This is a genomic window from Curtobacterium sp. MCBA15_013, assembly GCF_001865095.1.
In the GTDB taxonomy this organism is placed as follows: Bacteria; Actinomycetota; Actinomycetes; order Actinomycetales; family Microbacteriaceae; genus Curtobacterium.
The window spans coordinates 75,692-100,076 of sequence record NZ_MJGQ01000015.1; the positions used below are offsets into that span (position 1 = coordinate 75,692).

Genomic DNA, 24,385 nt, shown 5'->3' on the forward strand with positions numbered 1-24,385 from the left:
GCACCGCGCCTCCAGTCCGGCCCGTCCCCCGTCTGCTGGACGTGCGCTGCGCGCCGGGCCCGGCCACGCGCCTACGGTGCAGGTCATCAGCATGCTGACGAAAGGAGCTGACATGAAGAGGATCTGGAAGCGGATCGCAGTCGCGGTGAGCGCGGTGGTCGCGGTGGTCGGCGCGTTCGTCGGCTCGGGAGCTGCTGGCGGGACGCCGATCCAGGACGCTGCCGGCGGAGCACTCTCGGCCTCGTCGACAGCGATCGCGCCGGACGGGCCGGCGTTCTCGATCTGGAGCGTCATCTACGTCGGGCTGCTCGCCTACGCGATCCGTCAGTGCTTCCGCACCGCCGACGACGACCGGCACGCGCGGCTGACCGTGCCTGCGGTGCTCTCGCTCCTGCTCAACGCGGCGTGGATCCTGAGCGTGCAGTTCGGGTTCCTGTGGTTGAGCGAGCCGATCATCGTCGCGCTGCTCGCCGTGCTGGTGTGGACGTTCGTGCTGCTGCGGCGGTCGGGGCCGTCCGGGATCGTCGAGGCGATCGTCACCGACGGCACGTTCGGGCTCTACCTGGGGTGGGTGTGCGTCGCGACGGCGGCGAACACGGCCGCGGTGCTGACGGCCGCGGGCTTCCGGGGCTTCGGGCTGTCGCTGGACGTCTGGGGCGTGGTGATCGCGCTCGTGGCCGGGCTCGTCGGAGTGCTCCTCGCGGTGTGGGGCCGGGGGCGCTTGGCGCCGACGGCGTCGCTCGCGTGGGGGTTGGCGTGGGTCGCGGTCGCGCGGCTCGACGGGCCGCTCGTGTCGACGCCGACCGCCGTCGCGGCGGTGGTGGCCGCGGCTGCGGCGGTCGTCGTGACGCTCGTGGTGCGGGCGCGCGCGGGGTGGCGCGGCGCGGCTGCGCCGGCGCGCGTCGCGGCCGCCTGAGCGGCGCGCCGGGCTGCGCTTCCGACGTTTCGCGCTGAGCGACAGTTCACGGCCCACGGGCCGCGTGAACTGTCGCTCAGCGCGAAACTGCGCGCCGCGGCGCGGCGCGGCGCGCGCCCGCGCTCAGCGCGCCGCGGCCGCCAGGCCGTGCGCCGCCGCCACGGCGGCGTTCACGACCTGGCCCGCGTGCACGTTCACCCCGAGCGCCAGGGCCGGGTCGGCAGCGGTCGCCGCTTCCCACCCCTGGTTCGCGATCGCCACGGCGTAGGGCAGCGTCGCGTTCGTCAGCGAGATCGTCGAGGTGCGCGGCACCGCTCCCGGCATGTTCGCCACGCAGTAGAAGACGGTGTCGTGCACGGCGAACGTCGGGTCGTCGTGCGTGGTCGGGTGCGATCCCTCGAAGCACCCGCCCTGGTCGATCGCGATGTCGACGAGCACCGACCCGGGCTGCATGTCCGCCACCATGGCGTCGGTCACGAGCTTCGGCGCCGACGCCCCGGGGATCAGCACCGACCCGATGACGAGGTCGGCCTCGCGCAGGGCCGAGGCGATCGCGTGCGCCGAGGACCGCAGCGTCGTGATGCGTCCGTCGAACCGGGCGTCCAGCGCCCGCAGGCGCGGCAGGCTGATGTCGAACACGGTGACCTCGGCGCCGAGGCCGAGCGCCATCGTCGCCGCGTGCTCGCCCGCGACCCCGCCGCCGATCACGACGACGCGGCCCTTCGGGGTGCCGGGCACGCCGCCGAGCAGGAGCCCGCGCCCGCCGTTCGCCCGCATCAGGTGGTTCGCGCCGACCTGCGCCGACAACCGCCCGGCGATCTCGGACATCGGCGACAGCAGGGGCAGCGACCGGTCCGGCAGCTGCACGGTCTCGTACGCGATGGCCGTCGCCCCGGACTCGACCAGCGCGTCGGTCAGCGGCCGGTCCGCGGCGAGGTGCAGGTAGGTGAACAGGACCTGCCCTGGTCGGATCGAGGCGTACTCGGCGGCGACCGGCTCCTTGACCTTCAGGACCATCTCGGCGCGCGCCCAGACCTCGGCGGCCGTCGGGACGATGGTGGCCCCGGCCGCGGCGTACTCGGCGTCCGGGAAGGACGACCCGTCACCGGCTCCGGACTGCACGAGCACCTCGTGTCCGTGCAGCGCCAGCTCGGCGACGCCGGCGGGTGTCGCGGCGACGCGGAACTCGTTGTTCTTGACTTCGGTGGGGACGCCGATCAGCATCACTGACTCCTTCATGGGCGGTGCGCGTTCGACACCCACGATGCGCCGAGGTTCGTTACAGGACTGTTTCGGCCGAACATCTGAGCAATGTGGCCCGGTTCCGTGTGCCGAGATTCGGCGTCAGAACACCTTGCCCGGGTTGAGGATCCCCGCGGGGTCGAACACCCGTCGGATCCCCCGCTGCAGCTCGAGCACGTCGTCGCCGAGCTCGTCGCCGATCCACCGCCGCTTGAGCACCCCCACGCCGTGCTCCCCCGTCAGCGTCCCTCCGAGCTCGATCGCCGCCCGGAACATCGCGTCCGCCGCGTCCCACACGTGCTGCGGCACCTCGTCGCCCTCGAACACGAAGTTCGGGTGCAGGTTGCCGTCCCCGGCGTGCGCGACGGTGGGGATCGCGATGCCGTACTGCTCCCCGATGGCCTCGACACGCGCGAACATCTCGGCGAGCCGACTGCGCGGCACCGCGACGTCCTCGATGAGGACCCGGCCACGCGCCTCCATGGCCGGGTGGAACGACCGACGGATCGTCAGCAGGCGGTCGCGTTCCGCCGCCGACCCGGCCAGGTGCACGGTCCCGCCCTCGGCCTGGAGGCGCGGCACGGTTCCCAGCGCCGCCTCCGTCGCACCCGGCCCGTCGTACTCCACGAGGAGGAACACCCCGCCCGCCGCGGTGCTCCCCACCGTCTCCGCGATCACCTGCGGCCCGAGGTGGGCCGCGATCCCCTCGAGTGCTGCGGCGTCGAGCAGCTCGACCGTCGACGGACGCTCCGCCCCGGCGACGACGGACGCCGCGGCGCGGGCGGCGGCCTCGACGGTCGGGTAGACGGCGCCGAGGGTGGCCGGCTCCCCCGCCGGGATCGGCACGAGCCGGACGGTCGCGCCGACGATCACCCCGAGCGTGCCCTCCGACCCGACGAGCAGCGCCGTGAGGTCGAGGCCGGTGACGCCCTTGACGGTGCGGTGTCCGGTGGCGACGAGCCGCCCGTCCGCGAGGACGACGTCGAGCCCGAGCACTGCCTCTCTCGTGACGCCGTACTTCACGCACCGCAGGCCGCCGGCGTTGGTCGCGATGTTCCCGCCGACACTCGCGATGGCCGCACTCGCCGGGTCGGGCGCGAACCGCAGGCCGTGTTCGGCGACGGCCGCGTTCAGGTCGCCGTTCAGCACGCCGGGCTCCACCACCGCGTACTCGTCCTCCGTCGACACCGAGACGATGCGGTCCATGCGCGCCACGCTCAGGACGACGGTGCCCTCGGTGCCGTTCGCCCCGCCCGCGAGCCCGGTGCCGGCGCCACGCGGGACGACCGGGACGCCGAGCCCGGAACACGTCCGGAGGGTCGCCTGCACGTGCTCGACCGTCCGGGCCTCGACCACGGCGACGGGGCCGCCCGGGGCGATCCAGCCGGACTTGTCCGTCCGTGCCGCGTCGAGCACACCGCGCTCCGTCCGGACGACCACGCCGTCCGGGTCGGCGAGCGCGGAACGGAGGGCGGTGACGACGGTGTCCATCCCGCCACGCTACCGAGCGCGGAGGGACTCGCTCGGCAGTTCCCCGAACCGCGCCCGGTACGTGGCCGAGAAGCGCCCGAGGTGCCCGAAGCCCCACGCCCGGGCGATGTCGGCCACCGAGGTGTCGTCGCGATCGCCACGAAGCAGGTCGGCACGGGCACCGTCGAGCCGGACGCTGCGGAGCAGGTCGCCCGGCGTCTGGTCGAGGTGCCGGCGGAGGGACTGCTGCAGGCCGCGCGGGCTGAGCCCGGCCGCCGCGGCGATCTCCGGCGTCCCGATCGCGTCGCGCGCGTGCTCGTGGACGTACTCGAGCGCACGGCGGACCCGCTCGTGCTCGGGCCCGCTGCCGGTGACCGTCGTGCGCCAGCGGCTCCGCTCGGGGAAGGCCGCGACCGCCGCTTTCGCGAACGCCTCGGCGATGTCACGCTGCGTCACCGCACTGAGCTCGTGCCCGACGTCCAGCCAGGTCGACGAGTGCGCCCGCACCACCGACTGCCACGCCCGCATGCCGTCGGCGGTCGGTCGGCGGAGCGCTTCGAAGGCGAAGTCGTCCTCGCCGACGATCGAGCGCACGAACGCGGCGTCGAGGTGCACCAGGTTGAGGCCGATGTCGCGGTGGTGCAGTTCGTACGTGTCGGCGAAGGGCAGCACGACCGGGACGCCCGGTTCGAGCTCGTGGGAGCTCCCGCCGTACGTGATCGTGCTCGACCCGCTGCGCATCCAAGCGATCAGGAACGCGTCGTCGACACGGCTGTCGCTCCGCAGGTCGACCAGGAAGCGCGAGGACCGGAGCGACAACAGCTCGTCGCCCACGCCGGCGAAGTCCCAGCGGGTGTCGCGGTGGGTCCGTCGGACCGCGGGCGAGCGGAAGTCGTAGTCCCCGGTGAAGAAGGCGAGCGCCTGGTCGACGTCGGTGCCGGCGATCCGCCGCGAGTACCGCGTGTCCCCGTCGCTGCAGGCGTCACCGGAGTGGCGGGTGTCCATCGTGGCAACCATGGTCGAGAACCTACGGGGCACCACCGACAAACCGGACCGCGCCCCCGAGGTCAGGGCTGCAGGATCGCCTGCCCGACGCTCTCGTCGAGGATGAGGTCGGTGATCAACCCGGCGGCGAGGGCGCCCTTCAGCGACGCGGCCTTCGAGCGTCCTGCCACGACGCAGACCCGGCGCGGCGCACGCTTGATCGTGTCGAGGTCCGGAGCCCCGGCTCGGGCGTTCACCCCGATGTCCTTCCACGAGCCGTCCGCGCGGTAGAACACCGTCGAGACGTCACCGACGACCTGGGCCTTGGTCAGCTCGTCGCGGTCGGACGGGTCGAGGTACCCGCCGGAGTACACGTGCGAGGGCACCGGGGCCTGGGGCGCTCCGACACCGAAGACGACGAGGTCCATGCGCTCGTGCAGGTCGAGCACCCGGCGGATCGAACGCTCCCGGAAGAGCGCCTGCTTCGTGGCCGGGTCGTCGAAGAACGCCGGGACCGGGAACTGCTGCACGAACGCGCCGTACGCCTCGCCGAACCGCCGCAGGATCTCGGACGCGTAGACGATGCCCGTCGTCCGGGTGTTCGCGGCGCCGTTGATCTGCACCACCGTGGAGCCGTGCGTGGTCTTCGGCACGAGGTAGCGGCTCACCGCGCTGACGGTCGAGCCCCACGAGATCCCGATCACCATGTTCGACTCGACGTACTGCGTCAGGATGCGCGCAGCGGACAGGGCGACGCGTTCGAGTCGGTCGACGTCGCTCGTGTGGTCCGGCACCGGCACGACGTGCGCGTGCACCCCGAAGCGCGATCGGATGCTCCGGCTGAGCGCCGCGGCCTGGTCGAGGGGCGAGCGGATCTGGATGTCGACGAGTCCGGTGTCCCGCGCGTACTTCAGCAGGCGGGAGACCGACGACCGCGAGGTGCCGAGCTCGTCGGCGATCGCGTCCATCGTCAGGTCCTGCAGGTAGTACAGATGCGCGGCGCGCAGCGCCTGCTGCGTGCGCATGGGCTGCGCTGCGTCACTCATGGGAACCGAGCATGCACGGACGTGCACAGCCTCTGCAACCCCTGTCGTGCCTCCCGACCCTCGATCGGCCCGTCCGGACACGTGTGCTGCACGTTCGTGCACGCGAGTTGCCCGCCTTCTCACGGAGGCGCACGATCGAGGTCGAACCACCACGGAACCCACGAAGGAAGCGACGCAGCAATGTCGAAGAAGACGCAGCCCCGGAACACGGTGAACGCGCTCACGGAGCGCCCGAACGCACAGGTCCTCGTGGTCGGTGGCGGCATCAACGGCATCGCCACCTTCCGCGACCTCGCCCTGCAGGGGGTCGACGTGGCCCTCGTCGAGCGCGGCGACTACGCCTCGGGCGCGTCCGCCGCGTCGAGCCACATGATCCACGGCGGCATCCGGTACCTCGAGAACGGCGAGTTCCGCCTCGTCCGCGAGAGCGTGCAGGAGCGCAACGGCCTCATCCGCATCGCCCCGCACTACGTCAAGCCGCTGCAGACCACGATGCCGATCTTCTCGACGTTCTCGGGCATCATGAACGCCCCGCTGCGGATGCTCACGCACAAGCAGCGCTCGACGAAGGAGCGCGGTGCCGCGCTCATCAAGATCGGCATGACGATCTACGACTCCTTCTCGCGCGACGGCGGTTCGGTCCCGAAGCACCGCTTCCTCACGAAGAAGGCCGCGCTCGCGGACATGCCGGCGCTCAACAAGGAGCTCAAGTACACGGGCACCTACTACGACGCCTCGGTGCACGAGCCGGAGCGCCTGGCGCTCGACGTGCTCAAGGACGGCCTCGCTGCGGCGACGGGCGAGGGCTCGGCGTCGACCGCCCGTGCGGTGAACTACGTCGAGGCCGCCGGGACCCGCGACGGTGGCGTCCTGCTCCGCGACCGTGAGACCGGCGAGGAGTTCGTCTTCACGGCGGACGTCGTCGTGAACGCGTCCGGTCCCTGGACCGACCTCACGAACCAGGCGTTCGGCGGCGAGACGAAGTTCATGGGCGGCACGAAGGGCTCCCACATCGTCGTCGACAACCCCGAGCTGCTCGAGGCGACGAAGGGCCGCGAGCTGTTCTTCGAGAACAACGACGGCCGCATCGTGCTCATCTACCCGCTCAAGGGCCGGGTGCTCATCGGCACGACGGACATCGACGCCGACCCGGCGAAGCCCGTCACCACCACCGACGAGGAGATCGACTACTTCTTCAGCCTGGTGGAGCACGTCTTCCCGCAGATCGCGCTCACCCGCGACCACATCGTCTACAGCTACTCCGGCATCCGCCCGCTCCCCCGGCACGAGGACACCGCCCCCGGCTTCGTCTCGCGTGACTACCGGATCGTGGACACCCCGATCGCCGGGCTGCCGCGGACCACGGTGCTGTCGCTCGTCGGCGGCAAGTGGACCACGTTCCGCGCCCTCGCCGCGCACCTCTCCACCGACGTCACGACGAAGCTCGGCATCACCCGGACGGTCGACACGACCGGCATGGCGATCGGCGGCGGCAAGGACTTCCCGACCACGGACGCCCAGCGCGCCCTGTGGATCAAGTCGCACCGCGACGGTCTCGACGCATCCGTCGTCGAGGGGCTGCTCGAGCGCTACGGCACCCGTGCCGCCGAGGTCGTCGACGTCCTGGTCGACGGACCGGTCGAGCCCCTCGAGTCGGACCCGGCGCTGACCCGCGCCGAGGTCGCGTACTTCGCGGAGCACGAGCAGGCCGTGCACCTGGTCGACGTGGTGCTGCGCCGCACGAACCTCGCGTTCGTGGGCGGCGTCACGATCGACCTGCTCGACGAGCTGGCCGACGTGCTCGCCGGGTCGCTCGGCTGGACGCCCGAGGAGCGTGCGGACGAGGTCCAGCAGACGCTCGACGTCCTGCGCGAAGCGCACCGGGTGATCGTGCCGCTGACGTCCGCCTCGCAGCTCGCGTAGTCCACGCGACTGACCACGGACGGGAGGCGCGGTGCCAGCTGGCACCGCGCCTCCCGTCTGTCTGCTGGTCGCGTCAGAACCGCTCGCCGGTCGGGTCCTGCGCCGTCCGGTCGATGAGCTGCTCGCCGCCGACGGGCTCGCCCTCCCAGTCGACGAGGCGCCAGCCGTCGTCGAACGACCCCTCGAGCTCGACGATCCCGGTGTTCTCGAGGTGGCGCTTCGTGCCGAAGTGGTCCGGCGTGTTGTCGGCCGCGGCACTCGCCCACGTCCGGATGGCCGCTCCGTGGCTGACCGCGGCCGCCACGTCGACGCCGGTCTCGAGGATCTGCCGGACCGCGTCGTCGTAGCGCGCGAAGAACTCGACGCCGCTCTCGGCACCGGGCATCCGGGTGGTGCGATCCCCGAGCGACCAGCCGTGCACGGTCGAGATGTACGTCTGCACGGACACCTGGTCGCGCTTGCCCTGGGTGTCGCCGGCCTCGATCTCGCGGAGGCCCGGCAGCACCACCGGCTCGAGGCCGAGCGACGTGGCGAGGGGCGCCGCGGTGATCTGCGTGCGGACCATCGTCGAGACGAACAGCCGCTCGATCCCCCGGTCGGCGAGCGCTGCCGGCAGGGCGTCGGCCTGCTGCTGCCCGAGTTCGGTCAGGCCCGGTCCGGGGACGACGGCGTCGAGCACGCCGTTCACGTTCGCTGGGGTCTGGCCGTGGCGGATGAGCAGCAGTCGCATGGAGCCACCCTACGGAACGCCGGTGACGTCACCCCTGCCTGGTGTTCCACCGGGGGTTCTGCTTGTTGATGACGTAGACACGGCCGCGGCGGCGGACCACCTGCGACCCCGGGATCTTCTTGAGCGCCTTGAGCGAGTTGCGGACCTTCACGAGCGACCTCCTGCGTCGGTGTCTCATTGTTGAGAACGATGATCATGTACATTAGCCGACATGCGTCCCGCCGCCATCACCCTCGTCTCCGCCCTGCACGACGTCGACGCCGACCGCGTGGCCGTCCGGCTCGCGACCGGCCACCGGGTGCACGCGCCCGCGAACGCCGTCGCCGCGGTCCGAGCCGTCGCCGACCGCGCCGAGCACCTCGACCGGGTCTGCGGGCCGGATGCCGACCACGGACTCGTCGTCACGCTCCCGCCGGGCGCCGACACCCGGGCGGTGGGGATGATGCTCGCCAACGCCGCGCGCGCGGAGACCGGCGACGACCGGGTGCTCCGCCACGTGGTGAGCGTGCTGCGCGCGGACGACGTGGCGCACCTGCTCTGGTCCGAGGTCGACGACGCGTTCGTCGCGGCCGACCGCGTGGCGTCGCTCGTCGAGTACGCCACGGTGATCGTCCTCGACCGGGTCGGCCCGGTGCCGCTGGAGCGCCGCCGCGGACTGCTCGCGCTGCTCCACCGCTTGGCCCCGCAGGCGGTGGTCGTGGCGCTCTCGTCGATCCGGAGCGCGGCCGACCTGCCCGCGTCGAACGGCGGGGCGGCGCGGGTCCTCGCCCAGGGAGCGGGGTGGATGCGGGCGCTCTCGGGCTCGGTCGGACGGGATCCGCGGGACGGCCTGGTCGCGCTGCGCTACCGGGAGCCGCTGCCGTTCCACCCCGGCCGCCTCGCGTCGGTGATCGAACGGGACCTGGCCGCGGGGCGGAACGGCCGGGTGCTGCGGTCCCGGGGGTTCTTCCGGCTCGCCTCCCGGCCGGACCACGTCGGGTCGTGGTCGAGCCTCGGGGCGATGCTGGCGCTCGACCCGACCGCGAACCCGTCGTGGGACGCGGACGCGCCGATCGGGCAGGCGCTCTGGTTCGTCGGCGAGCGGTTGGACGTGCCGGCGATCGAGCGGGCGCTGGACGGGGCGCTCCTCACGTCGGACGAGCTGCTCGCGGGGCCGGAGGTGTGGCGCACGTGGGCCGACCCGTTCCCGGTGTGGCCGGCGCTCGACCCGTCGGAGGAGCACCGGCACGAGTGACGCCCGCGGCGGGTGCGGGTGCGCGCTCGGTCGGTGCGCGCGCATCATCCGACGAGACACGCGTCGATCGACTGGTGGAAGGTCGCACCATGCGCACAGACGCACGCACGCACGGGAGGCGCGGCGCGGGTCGGACCCGCACCGCGCCTCCCGTCCGTGGTCGCGTCAGCAGGACGCGTCAGCGCACCGCGCTCATCTCCCGCTCGCGCGCACGGCGGGCAGCGTCCTCGGCGGCGAACGGCAGGTCCCCCAGGTCGAGGTTCGGGTTCGTGTCCTGCGTGAGGACGAGCTCGCGGGCTTCCTCGGCGGTCTCCACCGCCGGCATCGACCCCGGCAGCGGGCGTCGCGAGGACTCCTTCATGCAGAACACCCCGATCGCCCCGACGACGCTCATCGCCATCAGGAAGTACGCCGGCGCGAGCTCGTCGCCCGTCGCCGTGAGCAGGGCCTGCACGATGAGGGGCGTGGTCCCGCCGAACACCGCGATCGCGATGTTGTAGGCGAACCCCATGCCGCCGTACCGGGTCGACGTCGGGAACAGCGCCGGCAGCGAGGCCGCCTGGTTCGAGACCCACAGCGCCGTCATGAGCGCGAGGAGCCCGAGCCCGGCGAGCGTCGACCACTGCGCGCCGTGCCCGATCAGCAGGAACGCCGGGACGACGAGCACGACGGTGGTCGCGGCACCGATCCACATCACGACGCGACGGCCGAGCTTGTCGGACAGCTTGCCCGTGAGCGGGAGCATCACCGCGAGCAGCACGAGCACCGGGATGGTGAGCAGCGTGCCGTCGAGCGCCGAGTAGCCGAGCGAGTCGGTGAGGTACGTCGGCATGTACGAGGTCAGCGCGTACCCGACGGTGTTCGACGCGGCGACGAGCATCACGGCGATGACGATCGGGCGCCAGTGGTCGCGGACCATGACGAACACGTTCGCCGGGCGCTCCCCGGACAGCGAGGCACGGGTCTCGGACGCGGCCTCCTGCGCGGCCTGGGTGGCCTGGAACACCGGCGACTCCTCGATGCGCAGGCGGAAGGAGATCGCGACGACGCCGATCACCCCGGCAGCGAGGAACGGGAAGCGCCAGCCGTAGGTGGTCATCGCCTCCTCGCCCAGGGTGAGCTGCAGCACCGACACGACGGTGGCCCCGAGCGCGAAGCCCAGGTAGCTGCCGAAGTCGAGGATGCTCGCGAAGAAGCCGCGGCGACGGTCCGGCGCGTACTCGGTCACGAACGTCGTCGCCCCGGCGTACTCACCGCCGGTCGAGAAGCCCTGCGCGAGCTTCAGCACGACGAGGACGATCGGCGCGAACACCCCGATCGTGGCGTAGGCGGGCAGCGCCCCGATGAGGAACGTGGACGCCGCCATCATGATGAGCGTCGTCGCGAGGACCTTCTGCCGCCCGATGCGGTCGCCGAGACGACCGAACACGATGCCGCCGAGCGGCCGGGCGATGTACGTCGCCGCGAAGACACCGAGGCTGAACAGGATCTGGACCGAGGGTTCGGCAGTGGGGAGGAAGACCTTCCCCATCGTGACGGCCAGGTAGCCGTAGACGCCGACGTCGTACCACTCCATGGTGTTGCCGACGACCATGCCGCTCACGGCACGGCGCATCATGCTCTTGTCGACCACGGTGACGTCGCTCTCGCGCAGGCGTCGGTGCGGTCGGGTGGGGGTACTGCTGGGATCGGAGCCCATGCATCTCTCCTCGAGGATCGGCGGGCCGACGGGTACCGGCCCGGGAACAGCGGACGACGTTACCGAGCAACCGAAATGTCATTGGCCGGTGATTCACAGGAACCGGCGTGTCACCCGAACGGGGGTCAGTGCCGATCGCCTCGGGCACGCGGATCGGGACGGACGGTAACGAGCACATAACATCCACTCATGGCGATCGAACCCGAGACGAAGAACTGGACGTGGGTCATCGAGTCCGCGTGCCCCGAGTGCGGCTACGACGGCAGTGCGGTCACGATCCACGACGTCCCGGGGATCATCGACGCGAACACCTCGGCGTGGCCGGCGGTCCTCGACCGAGAGGACGTGCGCGACCGCCCCGACGACCACACCTGGTCACCGCTCGAGTACGCCGCGCACGTGCGTGACGTCCACCGGAAGATGGCGGAGCGGTTGACGCTCATGCTCACCGAGGACGCCCCGACCTTCCCGAACTGGGACCAGGACGCCACGGCCGTCGAGGACCGCTACGGCGAGCAGGACCCCGCCACCGTCGTGCGGGAGCTCGGCGAGGCGGCGCACCGTGCTGCCCGGGCCTTCGACGACGTGCGGGAGGACCAGCTGGGACGCACCGGCCTCCGGTCGGACGGCAGCGCGTTCACCGTCGCCACGCTCGCCACCTACTCCGCGCACGACCCGGTGCACCACCTGTGGGACGTGCGGCGCGCGCAGTAGACGTACCGCCTGTGGGCCTGGAGGCGCGGTGCGGGCCCGCACCGCGCCTCCAGGCCCACAGGTGGGAACCGCTCAGGCGAGCGCGTCCAGCAGGGCGCGCGCCGTGGCCGCGTCGGTGACCAGCTCGTTGACGAGACGCCCGCGGACGGCGCCGACGATGCTCGACACCTTCGCGGCACCGACCGCGACGCCGATCGCGTGCGGGACGGCGGAGAGGACCTCGCGGGAGGTGCGCACCATCCGGTCGCTGCCCGGGAACTCGATCGCCGAGCCGTCCGCGGCGTAGAAGTTGAGGCAGACGTCACCCGCCGCCTGGTCGAAGACGGCGTCCTCGACCGGGACGCCCCGCGCGAGTGCGTCCCGGGTCGGGGTCGGCGCGCCGATGCCGAGGATGGCGCCCTTCGCCCGACCCCACAGGCCGACGACGTGCTGGAACGCGGGGTCCTCGTCGAGCGAGGACCGCATCGCCGGTGACGGCAGGGCCTGCGCGAACAGGAACGCCGGGATCGCGCCGGAGTGCTCGGCGGCGGCGCGGGTGATCTCGTTCGTCTGGAACCACGGCATCGGGTCGGCCTGCCCGCCGACCGTCGGGACGAGCTGCACGCCCGGCAGCTGCGGCATGCCGGCGTGGGCGACGTCGTACACCGTCCGACCCGACGACATGAGCACGGCGTCACCTGGCACGAGCCCCATCCCCTCGACCGCGGCGGCGAGCGGGGCGGCGAGGTCGGCGCCGAGCGTGGCGGTGTGCGTCACGGCGGCGAGGTGCACGGCACGGAGTCCGAGCACCACCTGCAGCCGTTCGGCGAGCGCGACGGTCTCGTCCTGGAACGGGTCGACGACCTCGATCCGGACCAGGCCGGCCTTCCGTGCCTCGGCGACGAGCCGGCTGACCGTCGGACGGGACACTCCGAGGCGCGAGGCGATCTCGACCTGGGTGGCGTCCTCGAGGTAGTACATCCGCGCGGCCTGGTAGACGGTGTCGAGCGGGAAGCGGGTCCGGGCACCCTCGGCGGCGGGGTTCTCGGCGGACATGGGGCGATCGTAGCCCTGGCACGCGTCAGCGGATCGTGAACCCGCCGTCCACGCGGAGGTCGGCGCCGTTCACCATGGCGCTCGACTCCCCGGCGAGGAACAGGACGGCGGCGGCGATCTCGTCGGGTGTCGCGAACCGTCCGGTGGGGATCTCGTCCTGGTGGCGCAGGCCCTTCTCGTTCGCCCAGGCCGCGCGGCCGAGGTCGGTCAGCACGACCGTCGGCGACACGGTGTTGACGGTGACGCCCCGTCCGCCCCACTCGAGCGCGAGCACGCGGGTGAGCCCGATGACACCGGCCTTCGACGCGCAGTACGCCGCGTGGCCGTCGATGCCGACGTGCGCTGCCTGCGAGGCGATGTTCACGATCCGGCCGTACCCGGCGGCGAGCATGTGGCGCCCGACGGCCTGGGCGACCCGGTAGGTGCCGGTGAGGTTGACGTCGATGGTCGTGGCCCAGGCACCGGGGTCGAGGTCCTCGGCGGGGGCGAGCAGCGCGACGCCGGCGCAGTTCACGAGGACGTCGATCCCGCCGGCGGCACCGGTGACGGCGGCGACCGCGCGGGCCACCGACGTCTCGTCCGTGACGTCGCAGCCGAGGCCGAGGTGGGCCGGTTCGCCGGGGGTCGGCAGCGCTGCCGCGGCGGCTGCTGCGCCGTCCGCCCGCACGTCGACGACGGCGACCCGGGCGCCGCGGGACGCGAGGGCCACGGCGATCGCGTTGCCGATGCCGGACGCCCCGCCCGTGACCACCGCCGTGCGGCCGCTGAAGTCGTTCGTCAGGTCGATCGTGTCCGGGCCCGGTCGGAGGGCTGCGGCGAAGTCGGTGGTCATGTTCGCTCCCTTGCGTTGCGCCGACCGTACCAGAAATTGTGTTCTGGACAAACGTTCCGCGGGGTGTACAGTCGTCGCCGAAGCACCCCGACGAAGGAGCAGCTCATGTCGACGACGACCGAGAACGCGACCACCACGGCCGCGACGCCCACCGAGATCCCGACCACGATGCGCGCCGTCGTGGTCCACGGACCCGAGGACTACCGCCTCGAGACCCGCCCCGTCCCGACCCCCGGACCCGGCGAACTCCTGCTCCGCACCGACGCCGTCGGCATCTGCGCGAGCGACCTGAAGTGCTACCACGGCGCCGCGAAGTTCTGGGGCGACGAGAACCGCCCCGCCTGGGCCGAGAAGGACCGGATCCCAGGACACGAGTTCGTCGGCACGATCGTCGCCGGTGACGACGCGGCCCTCACCAAGCGCGGGGTGTCCGTGGGCGACCGGATCGCCTGCGAGCAGATCGTGCCGTGCTGGGAGTGCCGCTACTGCCTCGAGGGTGCGTACTGGATGTGCAACGTGCACGACATGTTCGGCTTCAAGGGCTACGACGGCGCGATGGCCGAGTACGTCCTGGTGCCGGCGAAGGCCCTGACCCACCCGGTGTCGAGCGCTCTCCCCGGGCAGGTCGCCGCGTTCGCCGAGCCGCTCTCGTGCGCGTTCCACGCCGTCGAGCGGGGCGACATCAAGTTCGGCGACACCGTGGTCATCGCGGGCGCCGGGCCGATCGGGCTCTCCGCGATCGCCGGTGCTCGCCAGAAGAACCCGCTGCGGATCATCGCGCTCGACGTCGTCGAGGACAAGCTCGAACTCGCCCGCAAGGTCGGTGCCGACATCACGATCAACATCGCCCAGGACGACGCGGTCGCCCGGGTCAAGGAACTCACCGACGGGTACGGCGCCGACGTCTACATCGAGGCGACCGGGCACCCGTCCGCGGTCCCGCAGGGCCTCAACCTGCTCCGCAAGCTCGGCACGTTCGTCGAGTACTCGGTCTTCAAGGACAACGTGTCCGTCGACTGGTCGATCATCTCGGACGACAAGGAGCTCGACGTCCGCGGTGCCCACCTCGGCCCGCACACCTGGCCGGCGGCGATCAAGCTGCTCGAGGCCGAGACCCTGCCGATGTCGGAGATCTGCACGCACCAGTTCCCGCTCGAGCGCTTCCAGGAGGCCCTCGACCTCGTCGGCGACTCCGCGGGCGCGAGCGTCAAGGTCTCGATCATCCCGTCCCTGCAGGCCTGAGCCGCAGCCACCACAGGAGTCAGCAAGCATGTCAACGACGACACAGCACGCCACCGGTGCGCCGACGATGCCCCGCACCGAGGGCCGGCTCGACAAGATGGGCATCCCCCGCCCGCTCGCCCTCGGCTTCCTCGCCGTCCTGGTCTTCATGACCGGCAACGGCGTCGAGTCGAACTTCATCACGCCGCACATGGTCGCGGTCCTCGGCTCCCCCGAGGCCACGGTCGCGACGATCGTCACGTTCTACAGCCTCGCCGCCCTGGTGGGGAGCTACGTCTCCGGCGCACTCGCCGACCTGATCGGTCCGCGACGGGTGATGATCCTCGGGTTCGCCGTCTGGGTCGTGTTCGAGGTCCTGTTCCTCATCGCCCTCGGACTCGGCAGCGTGCCGTTCGCCGCCGTCGCCTACGCGATCCGCGGCTTCGGGTACCCGCTGTTCGCCTTCGCGTTCCTGGTCTGGGTGAACATCACGACGCCCGTGGAGCGCAACGGCTCGGCCGTCGGCTGGTTCTACGTCGCCTTCACCGGCGGCCTGCCCACGCTCGGCTCGCTCTTCGCGATCGGCGCCATCCCGGTGTTCGGCGGCGGCACGGTCGGTGAGACCGGCGCGATGATCGCCTCGATCGGCCTCGTCGTGATCGGGTTCCTCATCCTGCTGTTCGGGGTGCGCCTGCCGAACGGGTTCTCCCGCATCGCGCCGGAGGGCGAGAGCGCCTGGCGCGTGCTGACGAGCGGCATCCGCCTGACGGCCACGCGACCGAAGATCCTGATGGGCTTCCTCGTCCGTCTGATCAACACCGCGCCGGAGTTCGGCATGTTCGTCATCCTCCCGGCCGTGATCGCGAACGAGCGCGGCTGGGGCCAGAGCCGGTGGCTGCTCATGACGGTGTGCGTCTACGCGACGAACATCCTCGTGAACGCCCTGTTCGGCTGGGTCGGCGACAAGATCGGCTGGCAGCGCACCGTCAAGTGGTTCGGCATCGTCGGGTCCGCCCTCGGGCTCATCGCCTGGTGGTACGTCCCGCAGCTCGTCCCCGCCGGGTCCGACTGGGGCTACGTGCTCTCCGTCGTCGCCGGTTGCGTGTTCGGCTGCCTGCTCGCGGGCTTCGTCCCGATGGGCGCGATCATGCCGGCGCTCGCCCCCGAGCACAAGGGCGCCGCGATGGCGATGTACACCACGGCCGCCGGCGGAGCCGCGTTCCTCGGCACGGGCGTCGTCGCCGCGGTGCTCGCCCTGGGCGGTGGCGGCCAGGCCGTGACCTGGACGTTCGTCGGCCTGTACGCCTGCGCGTTCGTGATGATCCACTTCCTCAAGGTCCCGCAGGGAGACCGAGGACACTGAACCCCGGGCGACGGCGGCCGTCCCGCCGTCGCCCGGTGCACCACCCCCACTCGATGCGAAGGACAAGCACCATGACCACGATCCACGACGACCCGGAGGAGTTCGCCGAGGACCAGCTCGCGGGCTGGCTCGCCCTCTACGCCGACCGGGTCCGCGGTGTCCACGGCGGCGTCGTCGCCCTGCCGACGGAGGGCGCCGAGCCGCAGGTCGCGGTCGTCGTCGGCGGCGGTTCCGGCCACTACCCCGCGTTCTGCGGCGTGGTCGGGCCGGGGTTCGCCACCGGGGCCGTCGTCGGCAACATCTTCACCTCGCCGTCCACGGCGCAGGTCTACTCGGTCGCCAAGGCGGCGGACCAGGGGAAGGGCGTCGTGCTGTCGTTCGGCAACTACGCCGGCGACACGATGAACTTCGGGCTCGCGGCCGAGCGGCTGAACGCCGAGGGCATCGACACCCGCATCGTGGTCGTCACCGACGACATCGCCAGCGCCGACGAGGAGTCGAAGCGCCGCGGCATCGCCGGTGACTTCTCGGTCTTCAAGGCCATGGGTGCCGCGGCGGCCGCCGGAGCCGACCTCGACGAGGTCGAGCGCATCGGCACCGCATCCAACCGGGCGACCCGCACCATCGGCGTCGCGTTCTCCGGCTGCACGATGCCCGGCGCGACCGAGCCGCTCTTCACCGTCCCCGAGGGCCACCTCGGCCTCGGGCTCGGCATCCACGGCGAGCCGGGCATCGAGGACGTCCCGCTCCTCCGTGCGACCGAACTCGCGTCGCTCCTCGTCGAGCGGCTGCTCGCGGACCGCCCGGACGCCGCCGGCACCCGGGTCGCGCCGATCCTGAACGGTCTCGGCGACACCAAGTACGAGGAGCTCTTCCTGCTCTGGGGCCGTGTGCTCCCGCTCCTGCAGGACGCCGGGATCGAGGTCGTCGAACCCGAGGTCGGTGAACTCGTCACGAGCCTCGACATGGGCGGCTGCTCGCTCACCCTGCAGTGGCTCGACGACGAGCTCGAGGCGCTGTGGAGGGCCGACGCGTACACGCCCGCGTACCGCAAGGTGGCGGCGCCGGTCGCGGCGCTCGTGCCGGCCGACGCCGTGGACGCAGCCGAGGACGAGGCGACGGTCGTGCCGGACGCGAGTGGCGCCTCCAGGCAGGCCGCGCAGACGGCGCGCGCCGCGATCGAGGCGATCGACGCGCTCCTGCGGGAGCACGAGGAAGAGCTCGGCCGCATCGACGCGGTCGCCGGGGACGGCGACCACGGACGCGGCATGGTGAAGGGGATCGGTGCGGCCCGCAAGGCGGTCGACCGGGCGGGCCAGGAGGCAGGGGTCGCCTTCGTCCTCGGACGCGCCGGTGACGCGTGGGCCGAGTTCGCGGGCGGCACCTCCGGGGTCCTGTGGGGTGCCGCGCTCGAGGCGTTCGGCCGGTCGCTCCGCGACGACCGCTCCGCGTACGAGGCGTCCGACGTCGTCGAGGCGGCGCAGGCGTTCGCGGACTCGATCGTGCACCTCGGCGGGGCGTCCCGCGGGGACAAGACGCTGCTCGACGCGCTGCTCCCGTTCGTCGACGACCTGCGGAGCGGCGTCGAGGCTGGCACGCCGCTCACCGAGGCGTGGCAGGCTGCCGCGCAGGTCGCGGTCACGGAAGCCGCTGCGACCGCAGACCTCAAGCCGAAGGTCGGGCGTGCCCGACCGCTGGCGGAGAAGAGCCTGGGGACACCCGACGCGGGTGCCACCTCGATGGGGATGATCCTCACGCGGGTCGGCGAGGTCCTCGCCACCCGTGCAGCAGACAAGGAAGGGACACACGCATGACGTACCGTCTCGTGGTCGGTTCGGACGACGCAGGGTTCGACTACAAGGAGATCATCAAGGCCGACCTGCTCGCCGATCCGCGGGTGGAGTCCGTGGTGGACGTGGGGGTCGACGCGGAGGGGCACACCGCCTACCCGCACGTCGCCGTCGACGCCGCACGGCTCGTCGCGAACGGCGAGGCGGACCGGGCGATCCTGATCTGCGGCACCGGACTCGGCGTCGCGATCAGCGCGAACAAGGTCCCCGGCATCCGGGCCGTCACCGCGCACGACTCGTTCAGCGTCGAGCGCTCGATCCTGTCCAACGACGCCCAGGTCCTCTGCATGGGCCAGCGCGTCGTCGGCGTCGAGGTCGCCCGGCGCATGGCGAAGGAGTGGCTCGGCTACGAGTTCGACCGCTCGTCCGCGAGCGCGTCGAAGGTCGCGGCGATCTGCGAGTACGACGGCAGCGCGCCGGCGGGCGTGGACGCGTCCGCTTAGCGCGCTCGCGTAGGGCGCTCCGAACCACGAATCCGACATCGAACGGGCCGCCGAGCCTGGTTCGATGTCGGATTCGTGGTTCGTCAGTGCGTGCGACCGCGCGCGGCCAACCGGTGCACGACGGCCTTCGTCGCCGCGTACAGCTCGCGGTAGTCGCGGTAGCCCGGCTCGTACGCCGCCGTCGCCGCGAGATCGGGCTCGATGCGCGCGGCCGGGGGGTTCCACGCGGTGACGTCCACGTCCTCGACGAGCCCGGCCGCGAGGAACGCCGACCCGTAGCACGCACCGATCGTCACGCTCGGGACCGTCTGCGGCAGCCCGGTGACGTCCGAGACGATCGTCGGCCAGAGCCGTCCGAGCAGCCCGCCGCCGGCGCCGACGAGCTCGTGGACCTCGACCCCGGCCTCGCGCAGCACCTCGACGTTGTGCCGCACCGCGTAGGCCGTCGCCTCGAGCGTCGCCCGGTACAGGTCACCGCGGGTGTGCCGCACCGTGAGGCCCGCGATCACCCCGCGTGCGTCCGGGTCCGCGATCGGGGTCCGCTCGCCCGCGAAGTACGGCAGCATCAGCAGGCCGTTCGCCCCGATGCCGGCGCAGCGGGCCTCCTCGAGCATCGTCGACCACTCGCCGTCGACGAGCCGCCGGAGCCAGTCGGTGATCGCCCCGGAGGTCGCCATCCCACCGGCGACGCTCGGCTGCCCCGGACGGGTCCCGACGGTGGTCCACATCCCCGGCACCGAGACCGGCTCGTCGGTCGGCGCGATCATGAACATCGTCGTCCCGTACTGCAGGAACATCCGCCCGGGCACGGCGGCTCCGACACTCACGCCCTCGGCCCAGGCGTCGATGGTCCCGGCCGTCACGGGGATGCCGACCGGGAGGCCCGTGGCCGCAGCCGCAGCGGCCGTCACGGTGCCGGCCCGGTCACCCGACCAGACCAGTCGCGGCATGGCGAGCCCCGGCGCGAGCCGTTCGCACCACGCGTCGATCCAGGTGTCCTCGTGCACGTCGTAGAGCGGTGTGCACTGGCTCGCCGAGTGGTGGTCGAGGACGTACTCCCCCGTCAGCAGCTCCACCACGCGTGACGACGGCATCGTGAACCGCGCCGCACGCGCCCACACGTCGGGTTCGTGCCGGGCGACCCAGGCGAGCTTGACCCCGGCCGCCTGCGTGCTGAGGGCGGAGCCGCACCGGGAACGCACCGCGTCCTCGCCGCCGAGCTCTGCCGTCACGGCGGGGAGCATCTCGGCCGTCCGGGTGTCGACGCCGTACAGGATCGCGGGCCGCAGCGGTTCCCCGGCGTCGTCGGTGAGGAGCACGCACGGGCCGATGCCGCTCACGCCGACGGCCTCGACCTCGGCGTCCGGCACCCGCTCGAGCAGCTCACAGGTCAGGGCGGTGAACTCGTCCCACCACACCGCGGCGTCCATCTCGACGAGCCCCTGCTCCGGCCGGTCGACCTCGTGCCGTCGTCCGACCTCGGCGATCACCGTGCCGTCGAACCGCGTGAGCAGCGCCTTCGTGCTCGACGTCCCGATGTCCAGACCGAGCACCGCCCGCATGCCGCCTCCTTCGCCGCCACCGACCCGCGTCGGTCGCCCCCGAGTCTACGAACGCCCAGCCCACTGTCGGCGGGCCGACGTACCGTACTGCCGACTCCGAATGCTCCACCGAGGGGAAACCGATGAAGAAGTCAGCCTGGCTGCCCGCCGTCATCGCACCGGTCGTCGTCGCCGGCGCCGTCGCTGCGCCGATGATCGCGAACGCGTCGAGCGACCCGGTCGCGGGGACGAACCCGAGCGCGGCGGACGTCATCGCCAGCATCGCGGGGTCGTCCGACGCGAAGTACTCCGGCAAGCTCGTGCAGACGAGCGACCTCGGCCTGCCGGAGCTCCCGACCGGGTCCGGCGGCTCCTCGCTCGAGGGCGACGCCTCGGACGCGCTCGGCCTCCTCACCTCGTCTCACACGGCCCGCGTCTACGTCGACGGCCCCGACAAGCAGCGCGTCCAGCTGACGCAGCAGCTCGCCGAGCAGGACCTCGTCCGGAACGGGTCCGACGTCTGGACCTGGGACTCGAAGGAGCGCACGGCGACGCACGTCACCCTCCCGAAGGACGCCCGGACGCCGGAGTCCGGCGCCGCGACGCCGTCCGACATCGCGAAGCAGGCTATCGACGCGATCACGCCGAGCACCACGGTGTCGAAGCCGAAGGACGTCCGGGTCGCCGGCCACGACGCCTGGCAGATCACCCTCACGCCGAAGTCGACGGGCACGCTCGTCGGGTCCGTGCACCTGGCGGTCGACCAGCAGACCGGCCTCCCGCTGCGCGCCACGATCGAGGCGAAGGGCCAGTCCGACCCCGCCGTCGAGGTCAGCTTCACGAGCCTGCAGTACGGCGCGCCGGCCGCACGCCTGTTCGACTTCACGCCGCCCACGGGCGCGACGGTCGAGACGAAGGACCTCTCCGACGCGGCAGCCCACGGCACGGGCGACGCGCAGCACCGACACGGACGCACCGGCGACGAGCCGACGGTCACGGGGACGGGCTGGAGCACCATCGCCGAACTGCCGAAGGGCTCGGTCGACCAGACCGCGCTCGGCGACGACGCCAGCGGGCTGCTCGACCAGCTGACCCGTTCGGTCGACGGCGGTCGCGCGGTGCAGACCTCGCTCGTCTCGGTCTACCTCACCGACGACGGCCGGGTCCTCGCGGGCGCGGTCCCGGTGTCGGCGCTGGTCGCCGCAGCCGAGTGAGCGCGCCCGACACAGCCCTCGCGATCCGCACCACCGGCTTGGCGAAGGTCTTCCGCAAGCAGCGCGCGGTCGACGGGATCGACCTCGCCGTCCCGCGCGGCGCGGTGTTCGGCTTCCTCGGGCCGAACGGCTCCGGCAAGACGACGACGATCCGCATGCTCCTCGGGCTCTCCAGCGCGACGGGCGGCACGATCGAGGTGCTCGGCGAACCGATGCCGAAGGCCCTCCACGACGTCCTGCCGCGCGTCGGTGCCCTCGTCGAGGGTCCGGCGTTCTACCCGTACCTCTCCGGCCGCGCGAACCTGTTCCGGTTCGACGCCGCCGACCCCACCTCCGACCCACGGACCCGCAAGACCCGGGTGGCGAGCGCACTCGACCGCGTCGGGCTCTCGCACGCGGCCGACAAGAAGGCGCACGCGTACTCGCTCGGCATGAAGCAGCGGCTCGGGCTCGCGAACGCCCTGCTCGCCCCGCGGGACCTCCTCGTGCTCGACGAACCGACGAACGGCCTCGACCCCCAGGGCACGCGCGAGGTCCGCAACCTCATCCGCTCCCTCGCCGACGACGGCACGACCGTGTTCGTCTCGAGCCACCTGCTCGCCGAGATCGAGCAGGTGTGCACGCACGCCGCCGTGATGCGGACCGGCAAGCTCGTCGCGCAGGGGCCGCTCGACGAGCTCCGCGCTGCCGGTGCCCGGACGGTCACGGTCCGGACGCCCGACCTCGGGCAGGCCGGCACCGTGCTGAGCCGTCTCGGCCTGACCCCGCGGCACGAGGGCGGTGCCGACGTCCTCGTGGCCGATCTGCCACCAGAGGTCCTGCCCGAGACCATCACGACCGAGCTCGTCCGCGCCGACGTCCGGGTGCGCGGGCTCACCGTCGGCGGCGGCACCCTCGAAGACCTCTTCGTCGCCCTCACCGGAGAGGGCTTCGATGTCGCAGCCTGACGCCGCCACCGTGCCGACGGACGACCCGCAGTCGCACGACGTCCGCGCCTCCCCGCGTCCCCGCCAGCGCCCCTTCGCACTCCTCGGGTCCGAGCTCGCCCTCGTCTTCCGACGCCGCCGCACGTGGGCGATGCTCGGGGCGCTCGCCCTCGTGCCGATCCTCATCGCCGTCGCCGTCCGGCTCACGACCGGCGACGACTCGGGCGGTCCCGCGTTCCTCGGCGACATCACGAACAACGGGCTGTTCGTGGCGTTCACCGCGCTGACCGTGTCGATCCCGCTGTTCCTGCCGCTCACCGTGGGCGTGGTCGCGGGTGACACCGTCGCGGGCGAGGCCAGCCACGGCACCATCCGCTACCTGCTCGTGGCCCCGACCGGCCGCGTGCGGTTCATCCTCGTCAAGTACGCGGGGGCGGTGGCGTTCTGCCTCGCCGCGACGCTCCTCATCGTCCTGGTCGGGGCCGCGATCGGCGCCGTGCTGTTCCCGATCGGCCCGGTGACCCTGCTCTCGGGTACGCAGGTCGACGGCTGGTCCTACGCCGGCCGGGCCGTGCTGCTCGCGCTCTACGTGACGCTGTCGATGCTCGGGCTGTCGGCGATCGGGCTGTTCGTCTCGACCCTGACGAGCGTGCCGGTCGGTGCGATGGCCGCGACGGTGGTGCTCGCCGGGGCGTCCCAGGTGCTCGACCAGCTGCCGCAGCTCGACTGGCTGCACCCGTACCTGTTCTCGCACCAGTGGCTCGGGTTCGGCGACCTGCTCCGCGACCCGATCGCGTTCGACTCGTTCGGGTCGAACGCCGTGCTCCAGCTCGGCTACGTCGTCGTCTTCGGCGCGCTGGCGTACAGCCGGTTCACCACGAAGGACGTCCTGAGCTAGGCGCTCGGGTTAGCCGACCCGCCCGCCATCGTCTCGGAGTCGTTCCCCCGCGCGTCGGCGTACCGGTCGCGCAGGTCCCGGGCCTTCTCCGAGCGGTACCAGTCCATCCGTGCACCGGTCTCGACGGTCTGCATCCCGATCACGACCTTGCCGCGGGACTTCATCTCGGCGAGGTCCTCGTACGCCTCGACGATGTACTCGAACGGGTAGAACCCGGAGATGAGCACCTGCACGCGACGGTCCTGCACGGCCTTCGCGAGGAGGGTCAGGAGCTCCCGGGTCTCCTCGTCCTCGGCCGGCGCCCGCAGGAACCGGATCTCGATGTCGCGCCGCGCCTCGGACGACACGAACCGCCCCGGTGCGACGCCGAGGCGTTCCGCGAGTTCCTCGGCCCGGCTCTCGCCGTGGTTGTCGATGAACGCGGTGATCGGGCGGCCGTCCGCGATCGCACGGATGCGTTCCTCCTCGCCCTCGCCGTACACGACGGGCAGGGTGCCGATCTGGCGGAGGTAGTCGTGGTTGCGCGCACTGCCGAGCGCGATGACGGTCGCCCCGGCGTCGTGCGCGAGCTGGCACTCGATGTGCCCGACGCCGCCGGCCGCGGCGGTGATGACGACGGTGTCCTCCGGTCCGAGCTTGAGGCTGCGGACGACCGACACCGCGGTGCACCCGGCCAGGTAGAGGCCGCCGGCGACCTCCCAGCCGACGTGCTCCGGCTTCTTGATGACGGCAGCGCGCGGCACGACGAGCCAGGTGGCGTGCGACCCGCCGTTCGGTGCGTGCCCCATCACCTCGTCGCCGACGCGCAGGTCCTTGACCCCGTCGCCGCGTGCCCGGACGATGCCGGCGAAGTCGACGCCCTGACGAGCCGGGAACGTGAGCTCGATGTGGTCCTGGAGCTTGCCCTCCCGCAGGAACCGTTCGATGTGGTTGAGCCCCGCCGCGACGATCTCGACGACGATCTCGCCGGGACCCGCCTCCGGGCGTTCCTGCGGGACGAGCTCGACGACGTCGAAGTCGCCGTACCGGTCGTACTGCACTGCACTGCCGATCCGCATGGGGTGCTCCTTCGCTCCAGGTGTGCCACCGGCCTACTCGGAGTTC

22 protein-coding genes are annotated in these 24,385 nt (G+C 72.2%); 11 read left to right on the forward strand and 11 right to left on the reverse strand.

The genetic code is table 11. The annotated features are described in order from the left end of the window. Nucleotides 1-112: 112 nt before the first annotated feature. On the forward strand, nt 113-916 hold the full coding sequence (locus BIV01_RS09880) for a tryptophan-rich sensory protein (RefSeq protein WP_070418264.1): 804 nt from the start codon (nt 113-115) through the stop codon (nt 914-916). 123 nt (nt 917-1,039) lie between these two features. Here BIV01_RS09880 and ald read toward each other — a convergent pair whose 3' ends face one another. The 4 genes from ald to BIV01_RS09900 all read right to left on the reverse strand — a co-directional run bounded on the left by ald (nt 1,040) and on the right by BIV01_RS09900 (nt 5,658). Further along, complete coding sequence (gene ald / locus BIV01_RS09885; protein ID WP_071294590.1) at nt 1,040-2,140, reverse strand: alanine dehydrogenase; 1,101 nt, start codon at nt 2,138-2,140, stop codon at nt 1,040-1,042. Between the two features lie 120 nt (nt 2,141-2,260). Then, nucleotides 2,261-3,649 (reverse strand): FAD-binding oxidoreductase, encoded by a 1,389-nt coding sequence (locus tag BIV01_RS09890; protein WP_071302698.1) that lies wholly within the window; start codon nt 3,647-3,649, stop codon nt 2,261-2,263. Nucleotides 3,650-3,658: 9 nt separating this feature from the next. Then, on the reverse strand, nt 3,659-4,645 hold the full coding sequence (locus BIV01_RS09895) for an AraC family transcriptional regulator (protein WP_083413936.1): 987 nt from the start codon (nt 4,643-4,645) through the stop codon (nt 3,659-3,661). Between the two features lie 50 nt (nt 4,646-4,695). Beyond that, nucleotides 4,696-5,658: a sugar-binding transcriptional regulator gene (locus BIV01_RS09900; RefSeq protein ID WP_022905765.1), complete on the reverse strand. Its 963-nt coding sequence runs from the start codon at nt 5,656-5,658 to the stop codon at nt 4,696-4,698. 180 nt (nt 5,659-5,838) lie between these two features. Between BIV01_RS09900 and BIV01_RS09905 the strand changes: the two genes are divergently transcribed. Continuing rightward, a complete protein-coding gene (locus BIV01_RS09905) occupies nt 5,839-7,581 on the forward strand; it encodes a glycerol-3-phosphate dehydrogenase/oxidase (protein ID WP_071302700.1) in 1,743 nt (580 codons plus the stop codon). Between the two features lie 73 nt (nt 7,582-7,654). Here BIV01_RS09905 and BIV01_RS09910 read toward each other — a convergent pair whose 3' ends face one another. Continuing rightward, nucleotides 7,655-8,311, reverse strand: coding sequence for a histidine phosphatase family protein (locus BIV01_RS09910; protein WP_071302701.1), 657 nt, complete (start codon nt 8,309-8,311; stop codon nt 7,655-7,657). 28 nt (nt 8,312-8,339) lie between these two features. Further along, entirely contained in the window at nt 8,340-8,462 is a 123-nt protein-coding gene (gene ykgO, locus BIV01_RS09915; RefSeq protein WP_022905672.1) for a type B 50S ribosomal protein L36, read from the reverse strand. A gap of 60 nt (nt 8,463-8,522) precedes the next feature. Here ykgO and BIV01_RS09920 point away from each other — a divergent pair, with 60 nt between their 5' ends. Continuing rightward, nucleotides 8,523-9,545: a GTP-binding protein gene (locus tag BIV01_RS09920; RefSeq protein ID WP_071302702.1), complete on the forward strand. Its 1,023-nt coding sequence runs from the start codon at nt 8,523-8,525 to the stop codon at nt 9,543-9,545. A gap of 178 nt (nt 9,546-9,723) precedes the next feature. Here BIV01_RS09920 and BIV01_RS09925 read toward each other — a convergent pair whose 3' ends face one another. After that, nucleotides 9,724-11,244: an MFS transporter gene (locus BIV01_RS09925; protein ID WP_071302703.1), complete on the reverse strand. Its 1,521-nt coding sequence runs from the start codon at nt 11,242-11,244 to the stop codon at nt 9,724-9,726. Between the two features lie 189 nt (nt 11,245-11,433). Between BIV01_RS09925 and BIV01_RS09930 the strand changes: the two genes are divergently transcribed. Further along, complete coding sequence (locus BIV01_RS09930) at nt 11,434-11,958, forward strand: DinB family protein (RefSeq protein WP_071302704.1); 525 nt, start codon at nt 11,434-11,436, stop codon at nt 11,956-11,958. Between the two features lie 72 nt (nt 11,959-12,030). On the opposite strand, the gene BIV01_RS09935 is transcribed toward BIV01_RS09930, so the two are convergent. Next, nucleotides 12,031-12,993, reverse strand: coding sequence for a sugar-binding transcriptional regulator (locus BIV01_RS09935; protein WP_070418254.1), 963 nt, complete (start codon nt 12,991-12,993; stop codon nt 12,031-12,033). Between the two features lie 25 nt (nt 12,994-13,018). Then, nucleotides 13,019-13,825: a GolD/DthD family dehydrogenase gene (locus BIV01_RS09940; RefSeq protein ID WP_071302705.1), complete on the reverse strand. Its 807-nt coding sequence runs from the start codon at nt 13,823-13,825 to the stop codon at nt 13,019-13,021. A gap of 105 nt (nt 13,826-13,930) precedes the next feature. Between BIV01_RS09940 and BIV01_RS09945 the strand changes: the two genes are divergently transcribed. From BIV01_RS09945 to BIV01_RS09960, 4 genes are all read left to right on the forward strand, one after another. Further along, nucleotides 13,931-15,067 (forward strand): zinc-binding dehydrogenase, encoded by a 1,137-nt coding sequence (locus tag BIV01_RS09945; RefSeq protein ID WP_071295623.1) that lies wholly within the window; start codon nt 13,931-13,933, stop codon nt 15,065-15,067. 28 nt (nt 15,068-15,095) lie between these two features. After that, a complete protein-coding gene (locus BIV01_RS09950) occupies nt 15,096-16,409 on the forward strand; it encodes an MFS transporter (RefSeq protein WP_217642546.1) in 1,314 nt (437 codons plus the stop codon). Nucleotides 16,410-16,480: 71 nt separating this feature from the next. Beyond that, on the forward strand, nt 16,481-18,223 hold the full coding sequence (locus tag BIV01_RS09955) for a dihydroxyacetone kinase family protein (protein WP_071302706.1): 1,743 nt from the start codon (nt 16,481-16,483) through the stop codon (nt 18,221-18,223). Continuing rightward, a complete protein-coding gene (locus tag BIV01_RS09960; protein ID WP_071302707.1) occupies nt 18,220-18,702 on the forward strand; it encodes a ribose-5-phosphate isomerase in 483 nt (160 codons plus the stop codon). Before BIV01_RS09955 ends, BIV01_RS09960 begins: the two co-directional genes overlap by 4 nt. Before the next feature lie 83 nt (nt 18,703-18,785). On the opposite strand, the gene BIV01_RS09965 is transcribed toward BIV01_RS09960, so the two are convergent. Beyond that, the gene (locus BIV01_RS09965; RefSeq protein ID WP_071302708.1) at nt 18,786-20,264 is read right to left on the reverse strand and encodes an FGGY-family carbohydrate kinase; all 1,479 of its coding nucleotides are present in this window, start codon (nt 20,262-20,264) and stop codon (nt 18,786-18,788) included. A gap of 122 nt (nt 20,265-20,386) precedes the next feature. Between BIV01_RS09965 and BIV01_RS09970 the strand changes: the two genes are divergently transcribed. From BIV01_RS09970 to BIV01_RS09980, 3 genes are read left to right on the forward strand one after another with little or no spacing between them, the layout of a single operon-like run. Continuing rightward, nucleotides 20,387-21,457, forward strand: a complete 1,071-nt coding sequence (locus BIV01_RS09970; protein WP_071302709.1) for a LolA family protein — start codon at nt 20,387-20,389, stop codon at nt 21,455-21,457. Continuing rightward, nucleotides 21,454-22,404: an ABC transporter ATP-binding protein gene (locus BIV01_RS09975; RefSeq protein WP_071302710.1), complete on the forward strand. Its 951-nt coding sequence runs from the start codon at nt 21,454-21,456 to the stop codon at nt 22,402-22,404. Before BIV01_RS09970 ends, BIV01_RS09975 begins: the two co-directional genes overlap by 4 nt. Next, complete coding sequence (locus BIV01_RS09980; RefSeq protein WP_071302711.1) at nt 22,391-23,281, forward strand: ABC transporter permease; 891 nt, start codon at nt 22,391-22,393, stop codon at nt 23,279-23,281. Before BIV01_RS09975 ends, BIV01_RS09980 begins: the two co-directional genes overlap by 14 nt. Here BIV01_RS09980 and BIV01_RS09985 read toward each other — a convergent pair. Beyond that, nucleotides 23,278-24,339, reverse strand: coding sequence for an NADP-dependent oxidoreductase (locus BIV01_RS09985; protein WP_071302712.1), 1,062 nt, complete (start codon nt 24,337-24,339; stop codon nt 23,278-23,280). The genes BIV01_RS09980 and BIV01_RS09985 overlap by 4 nt on opposite strands. Nucleotides 24,340-24,385 lie beyond the last annotated feature (46 nt).

Excerpts from the sequence above, each read along its gene's own strand:
- BIV01_RS09960 (WP_071302707.1), top strand. The coding sequence starts at position 18,220 with ATGACGTACCGTCTCGTGGTCGGTTCGGACGACGCAGGGTTCGACTAC.
- BIV01_RS09880 (WP_070418264.1), top strand. The coding sequence starts at position 113 with ATGAAGAGGATCTGGAAGCGGATCGCAGTCGCGGTGAGCGCGGTGGTC.
- BIV01_RS09920 (WP_071302702.1), top strand. The coding sequence starts at position 8,523 with ATGCGTCCCGCCGCCATCACCCTCGTCTCCGCCCTGCACGACGTCGAC.
- BIV01_RS09950 (WP_217642546.1), top strand. The coding sequence starts at position 15,096 with ATGTCAACGACGACACAGCACGCCACCGGTGCGCCGACGATGCCCCGC.
- ald (WP_071294590.1), bottom strand. The coding sequence starts at position 2,140 with ATGCTGATCGGCGTCCCCACCGAAGTCAAGAACAACGAGTTCCGCGTC.
- BIV01_RS09970 (WP_071302709.1), top strand. The coding sequence starts at position 20,387 with ATGAAGAAGTCAGCCTGGCTGCCCGCCGTCATCGCACCGGTCGTCGTC.
- BIV01_RS09940 (WP_071302705.1), bottom strand. The coding sequence starts at position 13,825 with ATGACCACCGACTTCGCCGCAGCCCTCCGACCGGGCCCGGACACGATC.
- BIV01_RS09985 (WP_071302712.1), bottom strand. The coding sequence starts at position 24,339 with ATGCGGATCGGCAGTGCAGTGCAGTACGACCGGTACGGCGACTTCGAC.
- BIV01_RS09890 (WP_071302698.1), bottom strand. The coding sequence starts at position 3,649 with ATGGACACCGTCGTCACCGCCCTCCGTTCCGCGCTCGCCGACCCGGAC.
- BIV01_RS09925 (WP_071302703.1), bottom strand. The coding sequence starts at position 11,244 with ATGGGCTCCGATCCCAGCAGTACCCCCACCCGACCGCACCGACGCCTG.
- BIV01_RS09965 (WP_071302708.1), bottom strand. The coding sequence starts at position 20,264 with ATGCGGGCGGTGCTCGGTCTGGACATCGGGACGTCGAGCACGAAGGCG.
- BIV01_RS09980 (WP_071302711.1), top strand. The coding sequence starts at position 22,391 with ATGTCGCAGCCTGACGCCGCCACCGTGCCGACGGACGACCCGCAGTCG.
- BIV01_RS09900 (WP_022905765.1), bottom strand. The coding sequence starts at position 5,658 with ATGAGTGACGCAGCGCAGCCCATGCGCACGCAGCAGGCGCTGCGCGCC.
- BIV01_RS09955 (WP_071302706.1), top strand. The coding sequence starts at position 16,481 with ATGACCACGATCCACGACGACCCGGAGGAGTTCGCCGAGGACCAGCTC.
- BIV01_RS09945 (WP_071295623.1), top strand. The coding sequence starts at position 13,931 with ATGTCGACGACGACCGAGAACGCGACCACCACGGCCGCGACGCCCACC.
- BIV01_RS09930 (WP_071302704.1), top strand. The coding sequence starts at position 11,434 with ATGGCGATCGAACCCGAGACGAAGAACTGGACGTGGGTCATCGAGTCC.
- BIV01_RS09910 (WP_071302701.1), bottom strand. The coding sequence starts at position 8,311 with ATGCGACTGCTGCTCATCCGCCACGGCCAGACCCCAGCGAACGTGAAC.
- BIV01_RS09905 (WP_071302700.1), top strand. The coding sequence starts at position 5,839 with ATGTCGAAGAAGACGCAGCCCCGGAACACGGTGAACGCGCTCACGGAG.
- BIV01_RS09935 (WP_070418254.1), bottom strand. The coding sequence starts at position 12,993 with ATGTCCGCCGAGAACCCCGCCGCCGAGGGTGCCCGGACCCGCTTCCCG.
- BIV01_RS09895 (WP_083413936.1), bottom strand. The coding sequence starts at position 4,645 with ATGGTTGCCACGATGGACACCCGCCACTCCGGTGACGCCTGCAGCGAC.